This is a genomic window from Bacillus sp. SA1-12 (assembly GCF_000981385.1).
Lineage (GTDB): Bacteria > Bacillota > Bacilli > Bacillales > Bacillaceae > Metabacillus.
Window position 1 is genome coordinate 112,776 of record NZ_LATZ01000004.1, and the last position, 23,401, is coordinate 136,176.

18 protein-coding genes are annotated in these 23,401 nt (G+C 38.7%); 6 read left to right on the top strand and 12 right to left on the bottom strand.

The window, feature by feature from the left end:
- The first annotated feature begins 56 nt into the window (after positions 1-56).
- Positions 57-398: a hypothetical protein gene (locus tag WQ54_RS04090; RefSeq protein WP_046512518.1), complete on the top strand. Its 342-nt coding sequence runs from the start codon at positions 57-59 to the stop codon at positions 396-398.
- Positions 399-693: 295 nt separating this feature from the next.
- Here WQ54_RS04090 and WQ54_RS04095 read toward each other — a convergent pair whose 3' ends face one another.
- The 5 genes from WQ54_RS04095 to WQ54_RS04115 all read right to left on the bottom strand — a co-directional run bounded on the left by WQ54_RS04095 (position 694) and on the right by WQ54_RS04115 (position 7,751).
- Positions 694-984 carry a DUF3817 domain-containing protein gene (locus tag WQ54_RS04095; RefSeq protein ID WP_046512520.1) on the bottom strand — a complete coding sequence of 97 codons (291 nt, stop codon included), beginning with the start codon at positions 982-984 and terminating at the stop codon, positions 694-696.
- Positions 985-1,267: 283 nt separating this feature from the next.
- The gene (locus tag WQ54_RS04100) at positions 1,268-4,303 is read right to left on the bottom strand and encodes an efflux RND transporter permease subunit (RefSeq protein ID WP_046512522.1); all 3,036 of its coding nucleotides are present in this window, start codon (positions 4,301-4,303) and stop codon (positions 1,268-1,270) included.
- A gap of 518 nt (positions 4,304-4,821) precedes the next feature.
- Entirely contained in the window at positions 4,822-5,226 is a 405-nt protein-coding gene (locus WQ54_RS04105; RefSeq protein ID WP_046512525.1) for a GNAT family N-acetyltransferase, read from the bottom strand.
- Positions 5,227-5,404: 178 nt separating this feature from the next.
- Positions 5,405-6,754: an aromatic acid/H+ symport family MFS transporter gene (locus WQ54_RS04110; RefSeq protein WP_046512528.1), complete on the bottom strand. Its 1,350-nt coding sequence runs from the start codon at positions 6,752-6,754 to the stop codon at positions 5,405-5,407.
- A gap of 226 nt (positions 6,755-6,980) precedes the next feature.
- A complete protein-coding gene (locus WQ54_RS04115; protein ID WP_046512530.1) occupies positions 6,981-7,751 on the bottom strand; it encodes an IclR family transcriptional regulator in 771 nt (256 codons plus the stop codon).
- Positions 7,752-8,045: 294 nt separating this feature from the next.
- On the opposite strand from WQ54_RS04115, the gene WQ54_RS04120 reads away from it, so the two are divergent.
- The 5 genes from WQ54_RS04120 to WQ54_RS04140 all read left to right on the top strand — a co-directional run bounded on the left by WQ54_RS04120 (position 8,046) and on the right by WQ54_RS04140 (position 12,270).
- Positions 8,046-8,300: a YciI family protein gene (locus WQ54_RS04120; RefSeq protein ID WP_046512533.1), complete on the top strand. Its 255-nt coding sequence runs from the start codon at positions 8,046-8,048 to the stop codon at positions 8,298-8,300.
- Positions 8,301-8,333: 33 nt separating this feature from the next.
- Complete coding sequence (locus WQ54_RS04125) at positions 8,334-9,287, top strand: fumarylacetoacetate hydrolase family protein (RefSeq protein ID WP_046512535.1); 954 nt, start codon at positions 8,334-8,336, stop codon at positions 9,285-9,287.
- The gene (locus tag WQ54_RS04130) at positions 9,288-9,788 is read left to right on the top strand and encodes a DinB family protein (RefSeq protein ID WP_046512538.1); all 501 of its coding nucleotides are present in this window, start codon (positions 9,288-9,290) and stop codon (positions 9,786-9,788) included.
- A 68-nt stretch (positions 9,789-9,856) separates the two neighbouring features.
- The gene (locus WQ54_RS04135; RefSeq protein WP_046512540.1) at positions 9,857-10,969 is read left to right on the top strand and encodes a cupin domain-containing protein; all 1,113 of its coding nucleotides are present in this window, start codon (positions 9,857-9,859) and stop codon (positions 10,967-10,969) included.
- A gap of 86 nt (positions 10,970-11,055) precedes the next feature.
- The gene (locus tag WQ54_RS04140) at positions 11,056-12,270 is read left to right on the top strand and encodes an FAD-dependent monooxygenase (protein ID WP_046512543.1); all 1,215 of its coding nucleotides are present in this window, start codon (positions 11,056-11,058) and stop codon (positions 12,268-12,270) included.
- 132 nt (positions 12,271-12,402) lie between these two features.
- Here WQ54_RS04140 and WQ54_RS04145 read toward each other — a convergent pair whose 3' ends face one another.
- From WQ54_RS04145 to WQ54_RS04170, 7 genes are all read right to left on the bottom strand, one after another.
- Positions 12,403-12,927 (bottom strand): type 1 glutamine amidotransferase domain-containing protein, encoded by a 525-nt coding sequence (locus tag WQ54_RS04145; RefSeq protein WP_046512546.1) that lies wholly within the window; start codon positions 12,925-12,927, stop codon positions 12,403-12,405.
- 384 nt (positions 12,928-13,311) lie between these two features.
- The gene (sda, locus tag WQ54_RS32405) at positions 13,312-13,443 is read right to left on the bottom strand and encodes a sporulation histidine kinase inhibitor Sda (protein WP_084821818.1); all 132 of its coding nucleotides are present in this window, start codon (positions 13,441-13,443) and stop codon (positions 13,312-13,314) included.
- Positions 13,444-13,773: 330 nt separating this feature from the next.
- Positions 13,774-17,592 carry a GH92 family glycosyl hydrolase gene (locus tag WQ54_RS04150; protein ID WP_052737647.1) on the bottom strand — a complete coding sequence of 1,273 codons (3,819 nt, stop codon included), beginning with the start codon at positions 17,590-17,592 and terminating at the stop codon, positions 13,774-13,776.
- 36 nt (positions 17,593-17,628) lie between these two features.
- Positions 17,629-19,677, bottom strand: a complete 2,049-nt coding sequence (locus tag WQ54_RS04155) for a glutaminase family protein (protein ID WP_046512549.1) — start codon at positions 19,675-19,677, stop codon at positions 17,629-17,631.
- Between the two features lie 99 nt (positions 19,678-19,776).
- Positions 19,777-21,426 (bottom strand): extracellular solute-binding protein, encoded by a 1,650-nt coding sequence (locus tag WQ54_RS04160; RefSeq protein ID WP_046512552.1) that lies wholly within the window; start codon positions 21,424-21,426, stop codon positions 19,777-19,779.
- Between the two features lie 58 nt (positions 21,427-21,484).
- A complete protein-coding gene (locus WQ54_RS04165; protein WP_046512558.1) occupies positions 21,485-22,378 on the bottom strand; it encodes a carbohydrate ABC transporter permease in 894 nt (297 codons plus the stop codon).
- A gap of 16 nt (positions 22,379-22,394) precedes the next feature.
- Positions 22,395-23,303: a sugar ABC transporter permease gene (locus WQ54_RS04170; RefSeq protein WP_046512757.1), complete on the bottom strand. Its 909-nt coding sequence runs from the start codon at positions 23,301-23,303 to the stop codon at positions 22,395-22,397.
- Between the last annotated feature and the right edge of the window lie 98 nt (positions 23,304-23,401).

The following is a 23,401-nucleotide window of genomic DNA, read 5'->3' on the forward strand; positions in this document are numbered from 1 at the left end:
TCACCCTGCTTATTAATCTATATATAAAAGAAAAAGGGATGTACTGGAGGACTTTTATGTATAAACAGTTTTTCTCACTCTTTATTTTTATCCTCTTGTTTCTAACCGGTTGCAGCAGCGTGCCTCAGCAGTCAAAGGAATATCTTGCAGCAAACGGAGTAAGCGAGGAGAATATACAAGAGCAAAAATTGATTTCTGCACAAGCAACATTTATCGGGCTAATGGACCCGCACACAATTGAAGTCATTGTCAATGATAAACCAATGGCTTTGCAAATTACAGAAGAACAAAGGAAGATCCTAGAACCGCTGGAGATGAATAAAGAAATTCACATTGAGTATTGGAATAATGAGAAAACGTCTCAGAAAATATTGAAGAAGGTGGAGATAATGGAATGAGAGCCTGCTGATTTTATCAGGGGGCAGAATATATATATACTTCCAAAATGACAAGAGAACTCAGCAGGAAGAGCTCAAAGCACAATAAACAATCTCTGATAAAATACCTTAGCTACTTGATTCAAAGAGGACATTACCTATACAAAAATTAACTTAGTCGAATAAATTAGAAATCAGCAAAAACGCCAAATTCCTATTCATTCAAAAGTTTGGCGTTTTTAATATTTTAATAAAACTATTATATGACTATTTTTAGCCGTTACAAAAGCCTTCAGCATGTAAAAAGTGATGAATCCTATTCCTTATTCTTTAACTGCCTATCTAAATAAAACGTCCCAAACGGTATAAACGCAAGGAATACAGCCCATACTCCCCAACCATTCGACCAATGTTTTTTAAATTTCACAACAGCTACCATAATAACATATGAGACAAATAGGAATCCATGCAGTCCGCCTACGATCGTGACAGCAATAGGAAAATCAAGAAAGTACTTTAACGGCATGGCAATGATCAGTAAAACTAAATAAGAAATACCTTCTAAGTTCCCAACAAAGCGCAAAAAACCTACAGATGTTTGAAACATCACATCAACTCCAATTTCTAGCAATTTATACCTTTTATTATACATGGATCAGCTAGACAGGCAGCGATAAACTTTGACAATTTCCCAACAGAAAGAAATGGATAAAGTCCCTACCTATTTATCCTACTTAAATGACAAGATAGTTTTAGGATTAAGAATAACCATAAAATGCAAGTTAGCTTTCAAAAAGCAACTAAAAATCCTTTATGTTGTTGAGTAAAAATATGAAAAAAACTGCCGAGTCTTTCTCGACAGCTTTAGAAGGAAAAGCCCCTTCTCCTCTTTACATTTCCAATGTTTCTACATGGCTTTCACTTTCAGACTTTAGTCTCTGCTTTTTAGCTTTTTTAAAATGTAGAAGCTCATATATAACCGGAATGACAACAAGTGTTAGAAGTGTTGCTACACTCAATCCGCCTATAACAACAACAGCTAAGCTGGCAGATACTAAATTACCCATTTCAGCTTCTTTAAATAATAATGGAAGCATCGCCGAAATTGTTGCTACAGCAGTCATTAAGATTGGACGCATTCTAATGGAAGCTGCCTCGACGATAGCGTCGCGAATAATCATTGTTTTTTCATTTTGCTTCACGCGATCCAATAGAACAATCGCGTTTGTTACAACAATCCCAATTAACATCAATGCTCCCAATAATGCCGTAACATCAACAGTTATTCCGCTGATCATAATCCCTGCTATCGCTCCAATCGCGGCAAGCGGCAAAGAAAAGAGAATCGCAATTGGTGCTCGGATGGTTTTAAAGGTGATCACCATAATTAGGAACACGATCCCAATTGAAGCAAGCATCGTCATAAATAAATCTTGAAAGTCGTTTGCTTGATCTACACTTGCCCCTCCGACAAGTACTTCCATATTTTTAGGAATCTCTATTCCTTCAGTCGTTTTATCACCAAAAATACGCTTATTAATTTCCGTGGAAATGTCCGATAGTTTTTCCGGATCAACAGTTGCTGTTACCCTGACATATTGATCCCCATCCTTATGGAACGTGCTGGTAGGTTCTTCTGTCTGCTTTAATTCCGCTACTTCTGCTATTGTTGTCATACCATTAGCTGTCATAATCGGAACATTTGATAATTCTTTTTCTGAATCCGGATTAAATAACGGTTCTAGCATAACCGTAGTTTGCATCCCGTTCAGTTCAACGGTACCGAGCGGTGTTTTATTCAGCATGACAGCAGCTTGTTGTGCCACTTGGTCAGCTTTTGCATTAGTGGAATCAACTATAAAGGAATAAACAGCTTTTGTCTCCTCTTGGTTGGAACTCACCTTCTCAATTCCTTCAATATCCTTTATCTCTGCTTCCACTTCTTCTGATAATGTGATAAGTCCTTCAACATCATCACCGATTAGATCAATTGTTATAGAAGTAGAGCCTCCACCCATCATTGTCGCTTCAGTAGCCTCTAGTGTTGCATCCTTGTAGACATCTTTTTGCGTATGAATTGTGTCAACAAAGGCTTCCATATCAGCATCTTCTTCTAAGATGGCCATTATTTGCGCTTGAGTTGGATTACCGACAGCACCGTATTTTGCTGCATCCTCAGAGTTACCCAGCTGCAAATATAATGTGTCTACCCCTTCTTGCTCTAACAAATATTCTTCAAGCTTCATCGATTCCTCTTTCACTTTTTCAATTGGTGTTTCATTTGGATAAGTTAAAGAGACAAAGACGTAATCAGCTTTGGTTTTATTGACAGAGCCTTTAGGAAGCATAAAGTATCCTCCAACCGAGCTGACAAATAAAAGCAATGCTGTTACAAGCACCACCCATTTATGATTTAATGACCAGGTGAGCATTTTGGCAAAACGCGGGGATGGTTTGTGCTCTTTTATTTTCGCTTTCTTAAGCAAGCCGGCACTCATAACAGGTACAACTGTAATGGCCACAATTAAAGAAGCCAACAGAGAATAAGTGATTGTTAATGCGAATGGAAGCAAGAAATCCTGCAGGCTTCCGCTTAATAACCCCATTGGTAAAAATACAGCCACCGTTGTAAGGGATGAAGATGTAATCGCCGAGCCAACTTCCTTTGTGGCATCCATGACCATATTGATCGTGAATTTTTCATTTTGTGCTCTTCTAAAAATATTTTCAATTACAACAATGCTGTCATCTACAAGACGTCCTACCGCAACGGCAACTCCGCCTAATGTTAATATATTTAATGTAACACCAGACTGGTTGAGCAGGAATAAAGTAAACCCTAAAGAAAGCGGAATCGATACAATTGTGATTAAAGTGGAACGAAGATTGCGTAAGAACACCATGATGACAATGGTTGCAAATAATGCACCTAATAATACTTCTTTAATCATACTGTGGACAGAAGATTCAACCGAATCAGCTGAGGCTAAAACAACAGTCGTTTCAAGATTGTCATACTTTTCATTTATTTCCTGTGACGCTTTTTCCGCTTCCTTGCTTATCGTTACCGCGTTAGAATGTCCATCCTTTGTTATGACAAAAATTAAGGCATCCTTCCCATTCACTCGTGTAAGATTGTTCTCTTGTTTTGTTACATTAATCGTTGCCAGATCCTTAAGAGGTATGTTTGGAAGTACTTCCATTTCTCTTAGTTTTTCAATCGAATTTAAATCTCCTACAACCTTAATATTAGCCGTTTTCCCATCGACCGTTTTTTCTCCGACTGCCGTTGCCATATTTTGACCTTGAAGCAATGGCATAATATACTCAATGGAAACTTGCTTTGCAGCCATCTTCTTTTCATCTAAATCAACCGATACATACGAAGGAATGGTCCCATTTGTTTGGATGGATGATACACCAGCAATATCTTTGAAATACGGAACAATTTCATCTTTCGCATACTGAATCGTTTCCGAATTTATTCCTTCATCAAATGTTAACGCAATGTAGGAAACAGGTATCATGGATGTGTTCAATTGGACGATATTTGGCTTCATCACATTTTCGGGTAATGTTACATTCGCTAAAGCTTCTTCAATCTCCCGCTTCGCTTCCTTCTTATCTATACTTGACTCAAAGTGAATATCGACGGATGAGTAACCCTCACCTGTTGTTGAAAACACATTCGTCTTCCCATTTACACTATCAACGGCATTTTCAATGGGGGACGTGACTTGCTCCTCCATCATGCTTGCGTCTAATCCCTCACCCATGACGACGACTGAAATAAACGGTTGGTCAGCAGAGGGCAAAAATTCCATCGGCAACCGAAAATAACTTAGAACCCCCAACACAAGAATCAGCATTGACATAATTGCAATTGCAGCTTTGTTCTTAAACGACCATTTCGTAAGCCAAGACATATTACAGACTCCTTCCAATTTTCATTTTCTTTAAAGTTGTTTTTCTCCATTCTCGATGCAGGATAAATTTCATATAAGCGACTAATTACTACAGTCATCATTCTAATAGCAAAAAGTGGAAGAGTTAAATGACTTAAGGTGTAAAACTCTCTAAGGCTAGAGACGTATATTAAACAGAACTGTTTTTTGTAAACGTTTCATTGGATTTCCTATTATTAAAGTGGGACTAAGACAATCGGAGATAGACCGGTTCCCCTTTATGGAGCAAGTCTATTAGAAAAGAATTTTTTATATAGAGCAGACCATAGCACATGGGGCTCTGAACCATCTGCGAAAAGCGAGTGCCTGAAGCGAAATCAACAACAAGTTTAAGAGTGCCTTATTTTAAAAGGAAGGTTTATTATTTGAGGGAGCTGTTGTACACAAACTTGTTCTAATAAAGAGATATAAAAACAAAATAGGGCTGTCTCAAGTTTGCGGGATGGTTAAAACCCTATTGAGACAGCCCCTACATTCCTCTAGCTTTTTCTACTTATTTTATAACCATTGTCAATTTTGTCAAAGCCGATTTTCGGATAATATTCCATTGCTTCCTGTGAAGCTAACAGGATTAATGACACCTGCTCTCCCAGCTCTTCCCTTAACAAGTGGACAAGCTCCTTACCAATTCCGCTTTTTTGAATGCTCCGATCAACTGCAAGATCTGATAAATAGCAGCAATAGCTAAAATCAGTAATTGCACGTGCTACGCCGACTAAACGACCTTCATCCCGGGCAGTGATAATAATGTCGGCCTGCTCAATCATTTTTTGCAGCCGCGGAAGATCGTGGACAGGCCGTATTATACCAGAGGCTTTAAATAATTCTGACAGCTCCTCAGCATGGACGGTGTCATTTACTTTATATTGTACTTTTAAAGTCATAGTGATTCTCCTTCCTCCATCTAGAAAATTATGTAAATATGTAAGTTAAACTATATCGTATTTTAATAGAGGAGTCATCAAAAAAAGGACAGGAAAATCCTGCCCACATTAATTCTTTCCTTTTTATATATTTTCATACTATTAGCTAATATCAAACACACCAATGAAAAAAATTTTCTCAACTCACATTGATCCGATTAGAATCCATATTCCTATCACTTTCATTTGAATAAGCAAATCGCCTTGGCACTATTGCTAACGCAACAGCTGCGATTAAACCAGGAATAGCGAATGCAATGAAATTTAAGTGAATCGGCATACTAACCGATAAGAGGAAACCTCCTAAGAGCGGTCCCAGCATACCGCCAATTCGGCCGATGCCGGAAGCCATTCCTAAAGCTGTAGACCTGATATTTTGCGGGTAGTACTGGGATACATAGGCTTGCACAATATTTTGAGCTCCGATAGTAGCAGCGCCTGCAATGGCTACTAATACGTAAATAACAAATGGATTTCCCCCAAAACCAAGTAAGGTCAAGGAAATTGCGCCTGAAGCATACATTGGAACAAGCATCTTTTTCGAGCCGTATTTATCACAAAGTCGACCGATTATAAGGGTCCCAATAATTGCACCACCTTGTAAGGCGATAAGAAAAGCTAAGCTTGAATTCAACCCGTACCCCGCTTCAATCATCAACTTAGGAAGCCATGTGTTTAAACCATACACCATTAATAAACAACTAAAAAAAGCAATCCAAAACATTACCGTACTTAAAGCGCGATTTTCCTTAAATAAACCTACAATCGGAACCTTAATTTCTGTTGTTTTTATTTCCACAATCTCATCATGTATCGTAAATGTTGATCCAGGACTCACCTTGGAAAGAATCGAGATTAATTCTTCTTTTCTGCCTGTTCTAATTAGGTGGCTCGCTGTTTCTGGCAATTGCTTATAGGTCAAAGGCAGAAATAATAAAGGCAGTCCAGCAATCCAAAAGATAGACTCCCAGCCAAATGCCGGCATCAAATAGATTCCTAGTAAAGGGGCAAGTATCCCTCCGATTGAATAGCCGCATAATACGATGGAGACGATCATGCTTTTCATAGATTTAGGAGCATAATCCGTTAACAAGGCAATGATGTTAGGCATGATACCGCCAAGTCCTAAGCCTGCCAAAAAGCGAAAAGTAGAGAAAAGCGTCGGAGTCTCAGCAAAGCCACATAAGAATGTAAATAAACTAAAAAATATCATGGTGATGACAATAACATTTTTCCTTCCAAGCCGGTCAGCCAATGTTCCAAAAAATATCGCACCAAACATCATGCCAAATAGTCCATAGCTGCCCATTGCCCCTGCTTCTACTGCAGTAAGACCCCATTGATCGATCAGAACTGGTACAACAGTTCCGTAGACGACCAGGTCATATCCATCAAACGCAATAATCAAAAAACTCCAGATAAGCAACCGTAAATGAAAGCGGTTAAATTCACTTGCAGCAATAACTTCTGTTGAATGAATGTAAGCCAAATTTTCTCCCCCTTTAGTTTTACTATAAAATGTTAACGCTTACTCGTTACTTTTTATCTATATAGTTAATTTAGTTCTCTATTTGTGATTATAACAAGCGCATTACGTGTTTTCAATACAGAAAAATTTATTATTTTTAGTTTTCTGACTATAAAAGTTATTTAGCCATAAACATAAAAAAGCGGGAATATCCCGCTTTTTTATGAATTCCTCTTAAATTTTCCCTTTACTCTATATCTGATTGATAACCAAACCCTTCAGATATCTCTTTACTCATTTTCAATAGATATCTGCTAAGCTCCGCTTCTTCATTATGAGGTATTTTCTCGGAAAAGCCGACAATTGTCACTGCCCCAAGAAGTTTCTTTTTGTAATTAAAGATTGGGAACGCAACGGAAGATATGGATGAAACCAGCGGCTCCCTGGCAAATGAAATTTCTTTTTGCTGAATGGATTTACATTCTTCTTTAAGTTGATTAACTTTTTCTAAAGGAATTTCCTTTAATTCTTTTTCTTTCCATTCATGAATAATCTGCTCATCCATGAAAGCCATAAATACTTTACCTGTAGCTGATAGAATGGGTAGTAACGTCCCCATTTGAGCTCCTATATTATACCCTCGGTTAGTATTAAACTCTCTAACAATCATTGGCCCATTATGTGTCCAACTGGAATATAAAACGGTGCTTAAACTTTTCCCGTTGATTTCAACCAAGTAAGGTGTAATCCTATCCACAACATTTTCTTGATCTACAGCAGCCATTCCATATTCTATCAGCTTACTTCCAAGTACATAGGCACCTGATTCTTTATCACGATAAAGAATTCCTAGCTGAGTGAAGGTATTAAGATATTTATACAGATTGCTTTTTGTAATTTTAGTTAAATCATGGATATCAGAAAATTTCAGCGGCCTTCCTTGTTTAGCCATTAAATCCACGATACCCATGCCTATTTGTAATGATTGAATGGTTGTTCCTTTCTTCGTGCCTTCCATTGTAACCCTCCTATATAAAAAGGTTAAGCCTCTCTTAACCTCCTATCAATAATTTTAGCATTATCGTGACCTATATCCCATTAGAAAGAATATGATGATGAAAATATCTCAAGTTAAACTTGTCCAAATATCATGTTAAAAGAATGCACTATGTTGAGCTTTTCTGAAATTTTCAGATGATTATTTTTTTTAATAATATTGACAATCTAAATAAAATAAATTAAGTTTTATATAAATAGAGAACTAAGTTATCTAAAATGATAATTTTTAATCTCCAAAAAATGAGGTGATGAAATGAAGAAATTTTTAGTACTGATTGAAAGAAAGCCATCTTTTACAGGGAACTTTATTCAAGGCCATCGTGAATTTTTGCAAAATTTAAGGGAAACGAATGGCTTGTTTACTGCAGGCGGATTTGAAGATCAATCTGGAGGAGCCTATGTTCTTTTAGCAGATTCGTTTGAAGAAGCAAGATCAATGATGAACAGAGATCCAATGAATCAAGAAAATGAAGCCGTTTACAAGATTAAAGAATGGAATGCTGTATAACATTAAAATTTTTAATAGAAAGGGAGTTTACAAATGAAGCTAATTACATTTACTCGCGAAGGTGTTTCACGTATTGGAGCCATTACTAATGAAGAAGTCATCGATTTAAATGCTGCATATAAAGCATTACTTGCTTCTGAAGGGAAAATTCGTGCCCGCGAAATTGCCGAAGCGTTTATTCCAGCAGATATGAATGGATTTTTGCAAGGAGGAAAAGAAAGCTTTAAACTTGCTCATAAAGCGATAGACTATGCCTTAATCAATAGAGAGGATAACGGCTATCAACTAGTTTATAAGCTTAAAGAAGTAAAAATTGAAGCACCGGTTCCGGCACCCGGAAAAATGATTTGTGTTGGTCATAATTATCGTGAACATATTTTAGAAATGAAGCGTGAACTTCCACCGTATCCGGTAGTGTTTGCGAAATTTGCTAATACGGTGATTGGGCCTCAGGACGATATTCCCTTCTATCCAATTTCAGATCAGCTTGATTATGAAGCAGAGTTTGCATTTGTGGTCGGGAAACGTGCAAGACATGTATCCCAAGCTGAAGCACTTGATTATGTAGCTGGATATACAATTGTTAATGATGTAACATATCGTGATCTTCAGCGCCGCACCCTTCAGTGGCTGCAAGGTAAGACCGTAGAGGGAAGCGCTCCCATGGGGCCATGGCTAATTACAGCTGACGAGCTTCAAGACCCTTCTGGATTAGAAATTGTTCTTACTGTGAATGGTGAAGAGCGTCAACGATCAAATACAGCGAATCTAGTATTCTCTGTGCAATATTTAGTTGAATTTTTATCGAATCTCATGACACTTGAGCCAGGAGATGTGATTTTGACAGGTACACCAGGCGGGGTCGGTGTGGCTCGCGACCCACAAGTTTTCTTAAAAGATGGAGACGTTGTGAAAATTGAAGTTGATAAAATTGGCAGTCTTGAAAACCGAGTAGCACCTGTCAAAGAACCCGCGGAGGTGAAGTAAATGGCAACGTTAAGCCTAATTGAATCCATTCAATCTATTCATAGCTCACTCGATAGGATCATTCAAAAAGCAAACGAACTGACTGAAGATGTTATCCGTTGGAAACCTTCTGACGAGGAATGGTCAATTATGCAAATTCTTTGCCATCTAGTGGAAGCGGTTCCTTATTGGCTAAATGAAATTGAACTGCTTCTAGAGTCTCCCGGAAAGGAATGGGGCCGCGGCTTACAAAATGTTGACCGCTTAGCAGCTGTGATAAGTACAAAGGTTGATGGCACCCCTTTATCATCCGTCATAAAAGAGCTGGAAGAATTAAAACCGCAAGTGGAAATGACGTTAAAAAAACTAGATGATGAAACGTTATGGCTTGAAGCACCCAGCCGAAATCCTCGGTTTGGCACTAAACCGATTTCATTTATCGTTGATCATTTACTTGTTGAACATGTAGCAAAACATTTTGGCCAAATGAAGCGAAATCTAACAAAAGTTAACCAAGATTAATCGCCTAATATAACTGGGGCCTAAGCCCCTCATATCAATCAAAAAAATTTGAAACGGAGAAATCGAGAATGGCAGAAAAAAATGATTATTTTAAAAGTAAAATTGTCCAAGACTTCACGAGAGATATTCGCCAATATAATCTCGGACCACTTTGGGAAGCAATTCCAGAATTAATGCATCACCAGCCCGAGCCCCATGCACAGGCTTATCTTTGGAAGTGGGATCTACTTGAAAAAAAATTAGCAGAGGCGGCGCAAATTTTCACACCCGATCGCGGTGGTGAACGAAGAGCCATTTATCTTCAGAATCCCGGATTAGATTATCGCCAGCCATGGGGATGGGCCTCCACATCGCAGACACTTTATGCAGCAGTACAGCTGCTCCAACCTGGGGAAACGGCGCCATCTCATCGTCATACACAAAATGCGCTCCGCTTTATTACACAAGGTGAAGGCGCTTACTCAATTGTTGAAGGCGAACGGATTTTCATGGAAGAAGGTGATTTTGTTATAACACCAAAGAACCTTTGGCATGGTCATGGCCATGAAGGTACTGAGCCGATGATTTGGATGGATGTTCTCGATATTCCAACGATTTATATGATGGGCGGAACGTTCTTTGAGCCATATCCAGAAAGAATAGAACAGCCGAAGGTCCCTGATAACTATTCTGCTCAGCGCTATGAAGGAGGCATGGTTCGTCCGATCTCTGACCGTCATCCTAAAAAGGCACCCCTAAGCGCATATAAATGGAATCAAACATTGAGGGCGATTGAAGGATTGTCTCGCTTTGAGCCAGATCCATATGACGGCTATGCAGTAGAGTTTATAAACCCATCTAATGGACAAACGGCTAATCCGAACATTGGTGCATGGATTCAAAAGCTTCCAAAAGGGTTCCATTCAAAAGCTCATCGCCATACACATTCAACCATTTACCAAGTTTTTAGAGGTTCAGGTTACAGCATTATTAACGGGGTTCGCTTTGATTGGTCTCAAGGTGATTATTTTATTATTCCGAACTGGGCAGTACATGAGCATGTCGCGTTACAGGAAACTTTCTTCTTTTCAGTTAACGATTTGCCGATAATGGAAAAATTTGATCTTGAGCAAGAGACTCCATATGAACTGAATAACGGTCATCAAGAAGTAAAAAGTGAATTTAATCCAGTTTTGGTTTAAGTGTAATTCTTAACAGATTATTAATTTGACTTTTAAAACTGGGATAGAAAGTTTACTACCATCAAACATAAGGGGGATGACACATAATGGATAATACAGAAAAAGAAGTTCTTGTCATTGGCGGAGGAATTGGCGGAGTGGCTGCAGCTCTTGCATCAGCTGAAGCAGGCCATAAAACAAAAATTCTAGAACAGGCTCCAGTGTTCGGTGAAATTGGTGCAGGTATTCAAATGGGACCAAATGCAATGGCCGTCTTAGATCGTTTCGGTGTTGCTGATGAAATCGAAAAATATGCAGTATTCCCTCAAAGACTAGTTCTCAAAGATGTTTATACAGCAAAGGAATTAGCTGCACTAGATTTAGGTGATGAATTTAAAGCAAAGTTCGGTTTCCCATACATCGTATTGCACCGTTCAGATTTGCATCGCGTCTTGGTCGAAGCTGCCGAGAAAAATCCGCTTATTAGCCTTGTTAATGATCAAATCATAGAAACTGTTGATCAAAATGAGTCGGGCGTCATTGTTACTAACCAAAGCGGAGAACAATTTTCAGGAAAAGCTGCAATTGGTGCTGATGGTCTTTGGTCAAAAACTCGTAAGTATTTTGCTGACGATGAAGCAATCTGCTCTCATTATGTTGCATATCGCGGTACAGTTCCTATTGAAGAAATTAGTACAGATGCAAATATGGATGACGTAATCATGTGGATTGGCCCTAACCTTCACGTTGTCCAATATCCTGTTCGCAAAGGGGAATTATATAACCAAGTAGTTGTATTTAAGAGTCAACAATACAAGCCTGATTCAGATGAATGGGGAACTCCAGAAGAAATGGATGCAGTGTTTAAAGGATGCCATCCTCTTGTTGAGAAAGCATTATCCTTTATCCAGCGCCAAATTCGCTGGCCGATGTATGATCGTGAGCCAATCGGAAACTGGACAAAAGGGAATTTTACGCTTCTTGGTGATGCGGCACATCCAATGCTTCAATACCTGGCACAAGGCGGTTGTCAAGCATTAGAAGACGCTTCTTACTTGGCTGATATGCTTCAGCTTCACGGCGAAAACTTTGAGCAAGCATTTTTAGCTTATCAAAAAGAACGTATTCCTCGCACCGCAAAAGTTCAAAAAAGTGCTCGAACTTGGGGAGAAATTATTCATGCGGAAGATCCAGTCTCCATTTTACTGCGCGATACACTTCTAGAAAATATAGAAGCCAAAGACTTTGACATGATCGACTGGCTATACGGATATGAAAAACTGCCTGCTGCAAATAATAAGCAAGCTGGAATCTCCTTATAATTGAATGAAGGGAAAAATCAAAAGTAAATAAGTCCCAAGGGTTAAATTTATCCCTTGGGACTTATTCATTTCCATATTTCTCTTTGATAAGCATGGTATCAAAGTGTTGTTACTACAAAAACCTATTTGATTTTACTTATCTTCAAAAACTTGAATAAAAGCCTTCATATAATCCGGCAAATCAGGCGGACGTCTGCTTGACACAAGATGTCCATCAACAACCACCGCTTCGTCCAGCCATGTCGCTCCTGCATTTTCCATATCATCGCGAATACCTGGTGTGCTTGTTACGGTCTTGCCATTCAATATTTTAGCAGAGATCAGCACCCAGCCTGCATGACAGATTTGGCCGATTGGTTTTTTCCGTTCTTCCATATGCTGAACGATGGCTAGCACCTCAGGAAATCTGCGCAGTTTATCTGGAGCCCAGCCTCCTGGAACCAATAAAGCGTCATAATTATCAGGATCAACATCTTGAAAGGAGAAATCAGAAGTTGCCGGTACTCCATACTTTCCTTTATATGTATATCCAGCCTCTTCTCCGGCCAAATCAACCGTTGCCCCTTCTTCACGCAAACGATGGATTGGATACCAAAGTTCCAAGTCCTCGAAATCTTCATGGACAAAGCTTAATACTTTTTTACCTGTTAATTTCATTTGCTCTCCCTCCTTGTTTTCAACCTTTCCTATAAAACATCTTAAAAAGCCTGCTCTCAATCTTTCAATAAACGTAAAAATCAATTCTATCCCAAATCTAACAAAATAAAAAGATCGTAGCAAGGATTTTGCTGCGATCCATTTATTTTTAACTTTATCAATATTCTAACTTGTGTTCCACAAAAACTACTGAGGCAGAACTTGAAAATAATCAGACATTTTCCGAGTAGAATGGTCATACGCCTAGCGTCAGACCGATCATATAACCAGCTCCTCGTTATGAGATTTCCTCGAACAACACATAAGAAAATCATATCTATTTTCATACAAATTACATGAATCAAACAATTATGTTTGTAAAAATTAAATTGAAATAAGCAGGGCTTAAACTAGTAACTTATAAAAACGTCTCCTTATTTCTTCATCTAATAAAAAAATGAAATGTGGGTCAATCTTCAATTTTAACGCCTTAACATACGTATCAATTAAATATTCATCACTTAAAGCTTTAAGCATTATTATCTCCTTTCACTTTCTATTACACACAAAAAAAGCTCTAAAAGGTTTTATTATAGGGCTCTTTCTAAGAGATTTAAGGTTGATCGGAGCTGAAGTTAATACACTGCAATCAATTAATTTGCACTATTGATAAATAGGAACATAGTTTACTAAAACAGCATATTTCAACTATTTAAAGTTCTTTAACATCCTCTATTAAAATCCTCATATAGAAATGGTAAGGGCCATCACTAAAATATGTATGAAGGATATGATTTATCCTTGGAATCCATTGAAATAGAGCCTGTTTATGAAATCGTCTCTTTCAAACAGGCTCCCAATTAGGTTTTATTTTGTTTTGCTTAAATGATAACAGTTTGTTACTTTTATCAATGCTTCAATCAACGCATGAAGATCAGCTGATAATTTCTCTTTTGTCTTCTCCGAAAGAGACCTTTGCTCGCTTAAAAAGTCTCTTAATGTCTTGATAGCTTGCTTGTGATGACCTAGTTGATACTGTTCCAGCGACCTAGAAAATTGGATTGTTGATGCTTCGTCAATCTCCCCAGATTCCACATAACGCTGCATGATTGCTTCTACGCGATGAAATCCTCTTTTGATATCACCATATCCAAGCATCTCAATTTGAGCGATAGAAGTGGTTGCTGCTCCTCCGTTCTCTTGAATTTCTAATCGATAGAAAGAATAGGCACCAGGGTTTTCGATTGAAAATGGCTTGGTGAATTTGCGCCATGGGAAACATTCATTTTCCCTTTTATCAAGCACTTTCCAAACATTACCATCTTTGGAACCTAATAATTCCCAGCTTTTTGGATCCTGTTTCACAGCCTCACCAGAAGTAATTGTGTACATTAATACTTCCTCAGGTCCATTCTCAAAACAATATTGTACCCATGGATGAGTGCCGTCAAGAGACAGTATTGTGTGAGATGTATTGTCAAACAGCTTTTCAGCTCCGCCTCTATTGGAATGCTGGGATATCCCTTTCTTATTATCTGTCAAGTCATACATGACAATTGGCAGCAAGGAAGTTCCGTTTGTTCTCGGATTAGTAATTGACCCTGGTAAGGCGTCTTCAACACCTGTTCCCCACTCTGAAGGCTCGCTTCCCATTTCAAACTCCAAGATTGCTCCATTACTTAGCGTTTCATGATCAATCGTTAACTTATTATGGAGTTTGCCGTTTACTTTCAGGCTTTGGACAAATTTATTTTCATGACTGACTTTTGGTGCTTTTACTAAGATGGTGTTCCCATTTTCAAGACGAATCGTTAAACTTTTAAAATAAGGAGCACCTATAGCATATTCAGGTATACCCATTTGCAACGGATAAAATCCTGCGGCACTGAACAAATACCATGCAGACATTTCGCCATTGTCTTCATCTCCTGAATACCCTTGGCCAATTTCACTGCCGATATATAATCTTGATAACACTTCACGGATTTTTTCCTGTGCTTTTGCCGGCTGCCCTGCATAGTTATACATGTAAAGAATGTGATGGGCAGGCTGGTTGCTATGTCCGTACATCCCCATCCTTACATCCCTGGCTTCAAGCATTTCATGGATGAAACTGCCATAATGCCCTGGATAGGAGGCTGTCTCAGGAATAGTAAAAAAGGCATCTAGTTTTTCCGCCAATCCAGCTCTGCCACCATAAAGATTTGCTAAACCTTGACCATCTTGCGGTACGTGAAAGGCCATATTCCACGCATTTGTTTCTGTATAATCGCCGCCCCACGCTTCAGGATTAAAGGTTTCGGGAGAACTTCGCCATTCACCTGTCGGCACTTTTCCCATAAAAAACTTTACATCGGAATTAAACAGTTCAACATAGTTTTGGGCGCGTTCTAAATAATAAACAGCATCTGTACAATATTGTTGATAAGCTGGAATCGCTTCATCTGTCTGTTTTGCCAGCGCTCTTGCCAAATTCGCAATTGCAAAATCATTGATGTAGCCATCCATTGCCCAAGATAAGCCCTCTCCAGTCGAAGTACTCGTATAACGATTAAAGATAGACGTCGCTAACCCTTTTCGCCCCACACTTTCATTTTCACTTGCAACAGAAGCATTCTTTAAAGCAGATTCATAAAAGGCCTTCACATCAAAATTTGTTACTCCTTTTAAATAAGCATCTGCAAAAGCAACATCAGAGCTTGTGCCTACCATTAGATTGGCATAGCCAGGGGAAGACCATCTAGATATCCAGCCGCCATCTTTATATTGCTGGATAAAACCATTGATCATCTCACCGGCATTTGTTGGGGTTAACAAAGCGTAAGCTGGCCACGATGTCCGGTAGGTATCCCAGAAACCATTATTGACATAGCACTTACCATCGACAATGTTGGCACCTGTTTCTTTCGGTGTGTTTTCTTTTATCTGGTTTGAAAACGGACTTGCATACTGATACTTTGGTTTTTCTTCCGTGCCTGTATTTTCATACCCAATATTAGGATATAAGAAAAGCCGGTACATATTGGAATAAAGCGTGACAAGCTCTTCATTGCTTGCTCCTTCCACTTCAATCATTTTTAGTTTTTCTTCCCATGCTTTCTTTGCATCTTCCTTTAAACTTTCAAAAGTGGAATTTGGTTTTATCTCCTGCTCAAGATTCTTTCTCGCTTGGTTGACACTAATCAATGAAGTAGCGATTTTCATTGTCACGGTTTTATCCTCACCTGAGGTGTCAAAACAAAAATAGCCAGCAACAGGATCCCTGTTCTCACCTGTTAGCTTCCCGCTATCTAATACCTTCTTATCAAAGACTGCATAAATAAACATCCTCGTACTGCCGTCGGAAAGTCCGCTTTTTACATCTGTATAACCAGTTATTGACTGATCATCTGGATGTAAATTCAAGCCGCCATCATTATTTACATTGTCAAATATCAGGCTCGATTTCTCACAGGTAAAGGTAAACTTAAACATAGCAGCACGGTCTGTCGGCGTTATTTCTGTTTTTATTTTATTTTCAAATGTAACTCGATAGTAATGAGGCTTTGCTATTTCATTTTCATGCTTAAATGCCAACGCACGCTCTTGTCGATTTGCACTTGGTTTTTCCAAGGCCTGAGGCATGACTTGAAATGTCTGACGGTCTCCCATCCATGGACTTGTTTCATGACTTAGAGAAAATGCCTGAATTTCGGGCAAATTATCTGAGTTATTTGCTTGTTGGTACGTGTAAAGCCAGCTTGTTGAACCAGCATCTGTCGCTGGTGTCCAAAAGTTAAACCCATGCGGTACAGCCACTGCCGGAAAATTGTTCCCTCTGGAAAATGTTCCATTCGAGTTTGTGCCCCGCAGAATATTCACATAGTCTACTGGACTTTTATAGGTTACTTCTATCGGGTCTCCCTCAATTTTAATATCATCAATACTGCCTTCAAAAATCGCTGGACCACTAGGATTATCATAGGCTATTAAAATTCGTTCAACCGTTTTTCCTTCAGCTACTTTTCCAATGACAGAGGCTTTGTAATTCCACTGATTTGGATATAACGTTTTGGATTCACCCTGTGCTTGGGGATGCACATCAATTCCATGCTGATCCTTGGCCCCAAGTTCGCTAAGATAGGTTCCATCTGAAAATGCAAGGTCGATAGATACATAGGTACTGGAATAATCCCTTTGCTTTTCATCCATAAATTGCGGATGAATATAATAGGAAAGCTGTGATTTTGACGTTATCGTAATTTTAACCTCAAATACTTTATTATAAGAGTAGGCCCTGCCTTCTGCTACATGCCTTCCAGAATACTGAAGAGCTTTGTTTCCTGTCCATCCTGCATTGACTTTTCCGGTATAACTATTTTTCGGGCCATTCCCTATTTGTGATTTCATATTAGAAGATTCAGTTTCCAAGCAATTTATCTGTTTACGATCGCCGTCAACATTATTATTATTTATCGGCTTGTCATCACCTTTTCCTATATGAGTGATATTCGCTTGAATCGATTCATCTATAATAGCTCCCTTAACTCCTGAGGCTCTTTGATTTCCATCACAATCAGTTTCTACAGAGTTATTCCAAGCAGGTTGCACGTCCCCCTCTTCAAATGATGTAAAGAAGTCTGTTGTTTCAGATTTCTGCGCAAAGACTGGACGAAGCTCAGTTGGAGTAACATAATATTCACTCATGTACGTAGTGTCTCCTCTAAGAAATTTTTGATTTCGTCATTTTGATATGGAATTGTTTTCGCTCAGTTGATTATGATACTCGCTTATTCCAACTGGTTTTAATAATTTAATAAATAGACCGCCAACAACCGACCGGTTCTGAAAGTTTATCTGCTTGCCGGTAATCGTGTCATACCAATCTGTAAAAGGGACACGACTTGAAGATTCATTTAAAAAATGCCAGAGCGGAGTGATCATTTGTTCAAAATCATTTTGCGAATTAGCTAACGATGCACACCATACAAGCCAATCAGACTTCGTATAGGTATTCCTGTTGTCGAGAGGGGTTCCGAACTTGTTCTGTTTTGATAGATAATAAGGGATTTCTTTTTCGACGATCTCTTCTGGAAATAGATTTAGTCCGAATAACCGATCCCAAACCAGGTTGTATTTCATACTCCACGTCTCTTTTGTACTATCAAACGTAAGTTTAAAGTGATCTTCAGATGCCGCCATTTCTACCCATTGAGATGCCATCTCTTTTGCCTTTTGATAAAAAACTTCGCCATCCTTTTCATCCAGCATCTTGCACATAATCGAATAGGCACCAATCCCAAGTATGGCTTTAATTGATAGGTTAGCATTGTGTGCCAAATGTCCGGCAAAATCATCCGTACATAATTGGTTTTCCGGATCAAGTCCATTTTCTATTAAGTAATTTGCCCATTCAGTCAAAAGCACCCAGTTTTCTTTTGCAAAGCTTGCATTTTGAGCATAAATGCAAACGGAAGCAGCCATAATTAACATATTTCCGCATTCTTCGATTGGCATTTGGTATTCTAATTTATTTTCACCATACACTTGACCGTTTGCTTTTGGATAACATCCAACATCGTGCGGCGCAAAATGAAATGTCCACTCCTCGCTTGCTGCGTATCGAAAAATCGGCCTCATCATCGCTTTTACAAACTCAGGATTATACCGTAAAAACAGCGGAATAGATGGGTAACTCACATCAACCGTTGCAATACAGCCATTACTGAAGTTTTCCTTCGATAAAAATAAAACCTCGCCATTTTCATCTACAACCAGCTTGTGAGCAGCAATTGCCTGCCTATAGGAAAGGGCCAGCAAATCCTTATATTTTTCTCTACCTGCATGTTGGCTTTCATTGATCAGTTCTCGATTGAATTCTTCACATTTTCTTTGAATTTCTCCATATTGCGAGATGGCTAAGCTGATCATTTCCTCAAACGTCATTCCATTTCTGCGCCAATATGCGTTTAAAGGCTGGTTAAAATATTCTATTGCATGAATATCATCATAAGCTAAAACCAGAAAGTGCGATACTTGAGTTTCATCAACTTCGCCAATATCTACTAGAGCAGCCATGACAGCCGGGTTAGACTGTACTGGTCTTGGCTGCTGCTCATCATCTTTCTCCAGCAATTGCCCGGTTTCCGCAAACTGCTTCCTTACGTCGTATGAATGAATAACCGTTTTCATTGAGCTTACTTGAGGTGAAGCCAAATAACAGTATCCCCAATCAATCCTTGTATCATCACCAACTCGTTTTAAAACCGGCTGTTCTTCCGTACCCATATACATGGCAACTATTTGTTCATTTATTGATTTTCTCCCCCATACAATGGGTTGATCAACTGTATTCACACACAGATCGCCGGATACATCAAAATAAATTTGGACATCATGGGTGTTTCCATCCACGGAACGTACATTAAAAGTTAAATATGAAGCAGGCCTTGACAATAAATCTAAGTCATTCAGAAGCAGCGGTGTCACAAATTTCATTTCCAGCTCGATACCGTCTCCTTCAAATAAGTATGTAGTCGTTAACGGATCAACTTTTAAGGACTTTTGCAGGAAAGCAGGCGGTTCTTCATAATCTGTATCAGATGTCATTTGAATTTTTCCCATGAATCGGCTGGTCTTACCGTCTACCTTGATCATTCCAAGCATGCTGTTGCGTTTATTTGTCCAATGAACAGTGTGATGATCATAAAGATGATCTGCTGCCGACCAAACGCTGAAATACGGATCAACTGTAATTAATGGAACGGAGGGGGGTCTAAATTGTTGAATCATTTTCATCCATCTCCTTCTGGCTAATTTAGTAATAGATAAGTAAGTGAAAGGGAGAGCGCACTGCTCTCCTTTTTCAATGCAATTCAGATCTACATGTGTTTAGTTTGATGTCCTATATCGCATGAATTCTGTTCCTTCTTTTGCCTGTTTTGATATTTCATCAGCAACATCTTCAATTCCGACACTCTTTAACGCTTCCCGAGATTCTTTCATTAAGTCCAGCGCTTCTTTTTCAGATTTAGCATGAATCGCTTGGAGGACAACATCTCCTAACGTATCAAACACGGGCTGAATTTGCTCAAAGTTTTCATGCCCCTGGTACACGTTATAAGGATCTTTCCCTTCAATTGGCTTAATTCCATTTGGTGACATGATTTTTTTAAACTCTTCTTCTTTTTTGTATCGTTCATCATATTGATATCCATACGCACCGCCTGCTAAGGAAACGGTACGGTATAATCCTGCTAATGTACCGTAAGAAGATCCAATTCCCTCATTAATCAATGCTTTAGGATCATCTTTTAGCTTATCAACCCATTCTTTTTTCGCTTGAACCTTGCCATCAACCATGTCATAATGAGTACCCTCGATACCAAAGTTTGTTAACAGGAATCCCTCATCAGATGCCAAATAATCTAACATCTTCATGATTGCATCTAATTTTTCCTTGGAGACTGTATTTGGAACAGCAATAAGCTGAGACCCCGTTACATTCACTTCTGTTCGATGGGGATCACCGTTGAAATCATTTAATGGTCCTAATGGAACAAATTTATCTTGCAGCCCTGCTTTTACTAACCCCGTCCATAACCCAGGGAACTGATTTGGGACTACTGCATACTGTCCTTGAGTAAACTTTTCCTCGGCTATCGCACCAGTTTGTGTATATGCCTCCGGATCAAGCAATCCTTCATTGAGTAATTTTTGCATGTACAAAATATACTCTTCATATTCTTTTGTCATAATATTCAATTGAGTATTGCCGTTTTCATCAATCATCCAGCTGCTTGAACCTGCAACAGGTACAAACATCTCAGACATAATGTCTAAAGGCCATCCGCTTCCACCTGCTCCCAAAGGAAAAACCGGTTTCCCATTCACCTGGAGGTTCTCATCTTTTACTGCCTTCAAAAAATTGTAAAGGTCCTCAGGCGTATGGACAGATTGGGGATCCATCCCTACTTTATCAGCGATATCTTTATTAACATATAATCCATATAACCAGTTAATCACATCATCATCAGTAGCAGGATAACTAGCATGCAGCATAAATTGACCGCCATCCTGCTTACTAATGATACTGTCATATAAAGAAGGTGACATATTTTCTTTTTTCACTAATTCAGCAAGATTTGGATATTTCTCTATATATTCCGTTAGATCATGAAGCTGCCCCTCATTTGCTGCCTTTAACAAAGTTTCACTTTCTTTTCCCCAAGCAGGACCTGTATATAGATCTGGAAATTCACCGGTAGCAAAAATCTGGGTAATTTTTTCTACCTCACTCATCCCTTTAGGAAAGTCGAATTCCATTTTAACTCCTGTTTCTTCCAAAATCTTTTTGGCAACAGGATTATTTGCAACATCTTTTGGAGCATTTCCATCTGAACCGGCCCAGTTATGCAAAACCTTGATTGTAACAGGACCCTCCTCACTTTCATTACTTGTTTCCTGTTTCTGACAAGCAGCTAAAATAGTCAGCGAGAAAACCAGCAACAATGTCATGACTAGCTTAAATGTCTGTTTCATTTTTCTCCCCCTAAAATGAATATTTTTAATATGATAACTTCTCTTTAAGAGAGAAGGCCTATCCCTTTACCGAACCAATCATAACCCCTTTAACAAAGTACTTTTGTAAGAAAGGATAGACACATAGGATTGGCAAAGTCGCCACCATCAAAGTTGCCATCCGTAATGATTCCGGGGTTGTTTGCGCAACGGCTTGCAGCCCTACAGAAGTACCTGTTTGAGAAGCATTCTTTGCAGCATCAGCTTGTGCTAGTGATTGGCTTAACAAATCATTAAGTAATGTCTGAACAGGCAATAAGTCTTTATCTGTTACAAAGTAGGTACCTGTAAACCAATCATTCCAATGGAAAACCCCAATAAATAATCCAATGGTAGCAAGAACAGGTGCAGATAAAGGTAAAATAATTTTCATGAATATCTTGAAATCCCCGCACCCATCAATCTTCGCTGACTCTTCCAAAGAACTAGGAATTTGCTGAAAAAAGGTTCTAAGGACAACAATGTTGAAGAAGTTATATAAAAATGGAATGACATAAACCCAAAATGTGTCGATTAATCCCAATTCCCGATATAAAATAAATGTTGGAATCATTCCGCCGCCAAAAAGTGTCGGGATAAAGATGAAAAAGGTAAAAAAGGTTCTTCCCGGCAATGTTCTTTTCGTTAAGGCATAGGCAAATAATGCACTTAAAAACACATGTAAAACCGTACCAATCACTGTACGAAGAATCGTAATTTTATAGGCTTCCAGAAACTTTGTATCTTGAAAGATCTGAATATAGTTTTCAAATGTAAAACCCTTCGGAAGAAAATAAATAGGGTGCTTCATTGCTTCCACCCCATCACTAAGGGAGTAAGCTAATATATAAATAAAGGGGTAAAGCGTACTAAAAGCAAATATCCCCAATATTGAATAGTTAATGATAGAGAATAGTGACCATTTTCCTTTCATTTACGCCTTCACTCCTTTACCATAAAGATGTTCCATTGACTTTTTTGCTAATTCGATTCGCTGTAATGATAAGAATTAATCCAATCATCCCTTGGAATAGCCCTACTGCTGTTGCATAACTAAAACGTCCTTGCTCCAAACCAGCCTTAATCACATAAACATCTAAAACAGTACCTATTTTTGCTGTTGCCGGAGTGTTCAATAACAGCAGCTGCTCATACCCTGCTGACATAATTCCTCCGCATGCAAGAATAAACAATATGACCATTACACCTCTTATTGATGGCAATGTCACATGCCACATCTGCCTGAATCGATTTGCGCCATCCATTTTTGCCGCCTCGTATAATTGCGGGTCAACTCCTGAAATGGCTGCTAAATAAATTATGGCACCCCAGCCTACACCCTTCCAAACATCTGAGGCAATAATGATTTGATAAAAATAAGTAATATTCCCTAAAAACTGAATTTTATCAAGGCCAAGGGCAGCAATGATTTCATTTACCGGACCTCCGTACGGAGTTAACATTCTTTGCATAAGTGTGACAACGACAACCCAAGAGATAAAATGGGGTAAGTATGAAATAGTTTGCACCGTTCTCTTAAACTTCGAAACTCTTACTTCATTTAACATTAGTGCTAATATAATAGGCATCGGAAAACCAATCAGCAGCTTCATCAAACTTATGATTAACGTGTTCCGAATGATTTCCCCTGCTTGATAGTAGGTAAAAAACTGTTGAAAGTACTTAAAACCAGCCCACGGACTTCCCAGAATTCCCTTTACAAAATTAAAATCTTTAAAGGCAATGGTTATCCCATATAATGGAATATAAGAAAAGATAAAAAACCAAATAATTCCTGGTAGTAAAAAGAGATAGAACACTCTATGCTGCCATATTCTTAACCAGATGTTTTGTTTCATAGTTTTCGTTACATGAACGGGCTGGGAAGCTAGCTTTGTTTCAGTATGGTTTTTCATTTTTCTCTCCTCCCATAGTTTTACTTATTAAGCCTTACAGG

Coding starts and splice junctions, on each gene's coding strand:
- WQ54_RS04090 (WP_046512518.1), top strand. CDS start 57: ATGTATAAACAGTTTTTCTCACTCTTTATTTTTATCCTCTTGTTTCTA.
- WQ54_RS04095 (WP_046512520.1), bottom strand. CDS start 984: ATGTTTCAAACATCTGTAGGTTTTTTGCGCTTTGTTGGGAACTTAGAA.
- WQ54_RS04100 (WP_046512522.1), bottom strand. CDS start 4,303: ATGTCTTGGCTTACGAAATGGTCGTTTAAGAACAAAGCTGCAATTGCA.
- WQ54_RS04105 (WP_046512525.1), bottom strand. CDS start 5,226: ATGACTTTAAAAGTACAATATAAAGTAAATGACACCGTCCATGCTGAG.
- WQ54_RS04115 (WP_046512530.1), bottom strand. CDS start 7,751: ATGGAAGGCACGAAGAAAGGAACAACCATTCAATCATTACAAATAGGC.
- WQ54_RS04120 (WP_046512533.1), top strand. CDS start 8,046: ATGAAGAAATTTTTAGTACTGATTGAAAGAAAGCCATCTTTTACAGGG.
- WQ54_RS04125 (WP_046512535.1), top strand. CDS start 8,334: ATGAAGCTAATTACATTTACTCGCGAAGGTGTTTCACGTATTGGAGCC.
- WQ54_RS04130 (WP_046512538.1), top strand. CDS start 9,288: ATGGCAACGTTAAGCCTAATTGAATCCATTCAATCTATTCATAGCTCA.
- WQ54_RS04135 (WP_046512540.1), top strand. CDS start 9,857: ATGGCAGAAAAAAATGATTATTTTAAAAGTAAAATTGTCCAAGACTTC.
- WQ54_RS04140 (WP_046512543.1), top strand. CDS start 11,056: ATGGATAATACAGAAAAAGAAGTTCTTGTCATTGGCGGAGGAATTGGC.
- WQ54_RS04145 (WP_046512546.1), bottom strand. CDS start 12,927: ATGAAATTAACAGGTAAAAAAGTATTAAGCTTTGTCCATGAAGATTTC.
- sda (WP_084821818.1), bottom strand. CDS start 13,443: ATGCTTAAAGCTTTAAGTGATGAATATTTAATTGATACGTATGTTAAG.
- WQ54_RS04150 (WP_052737647.1), bottom strand. CDS start 17,592: ATGAGTGAATATTATGTTACTCCAACTGAGCTTCGTCCAGTCTTTGCG.
- WQ54_RS04155 (WP_046512549.1), bottom strand. CDS start 19,677: ATGATTCAACAATTTAGACCCCCCTCCGTTCCATTAATTACAGTTGAT.
- WQ54_RS04160 (WP_046512552.1), bottom strand. CDS start 21,426: ATGAAACAGACATTTAAGCTAGTCATGACATTGTTGCTGGTTTTCTCG.
- WQ54_RS04165 (WP_046512558.1), bottom strand. CDS start 22,378: ATGAAAGGAAAATGGTCACTATTCTCTATCATTAACTATTCAATATTG.
- WQ54_RS04170 (WP_046512757.1), bottom strand. CDS start 23,303: ATGAAACAAAACATCTGGTTAAGAATATGGCAGCATAGAGTGTTCTAT.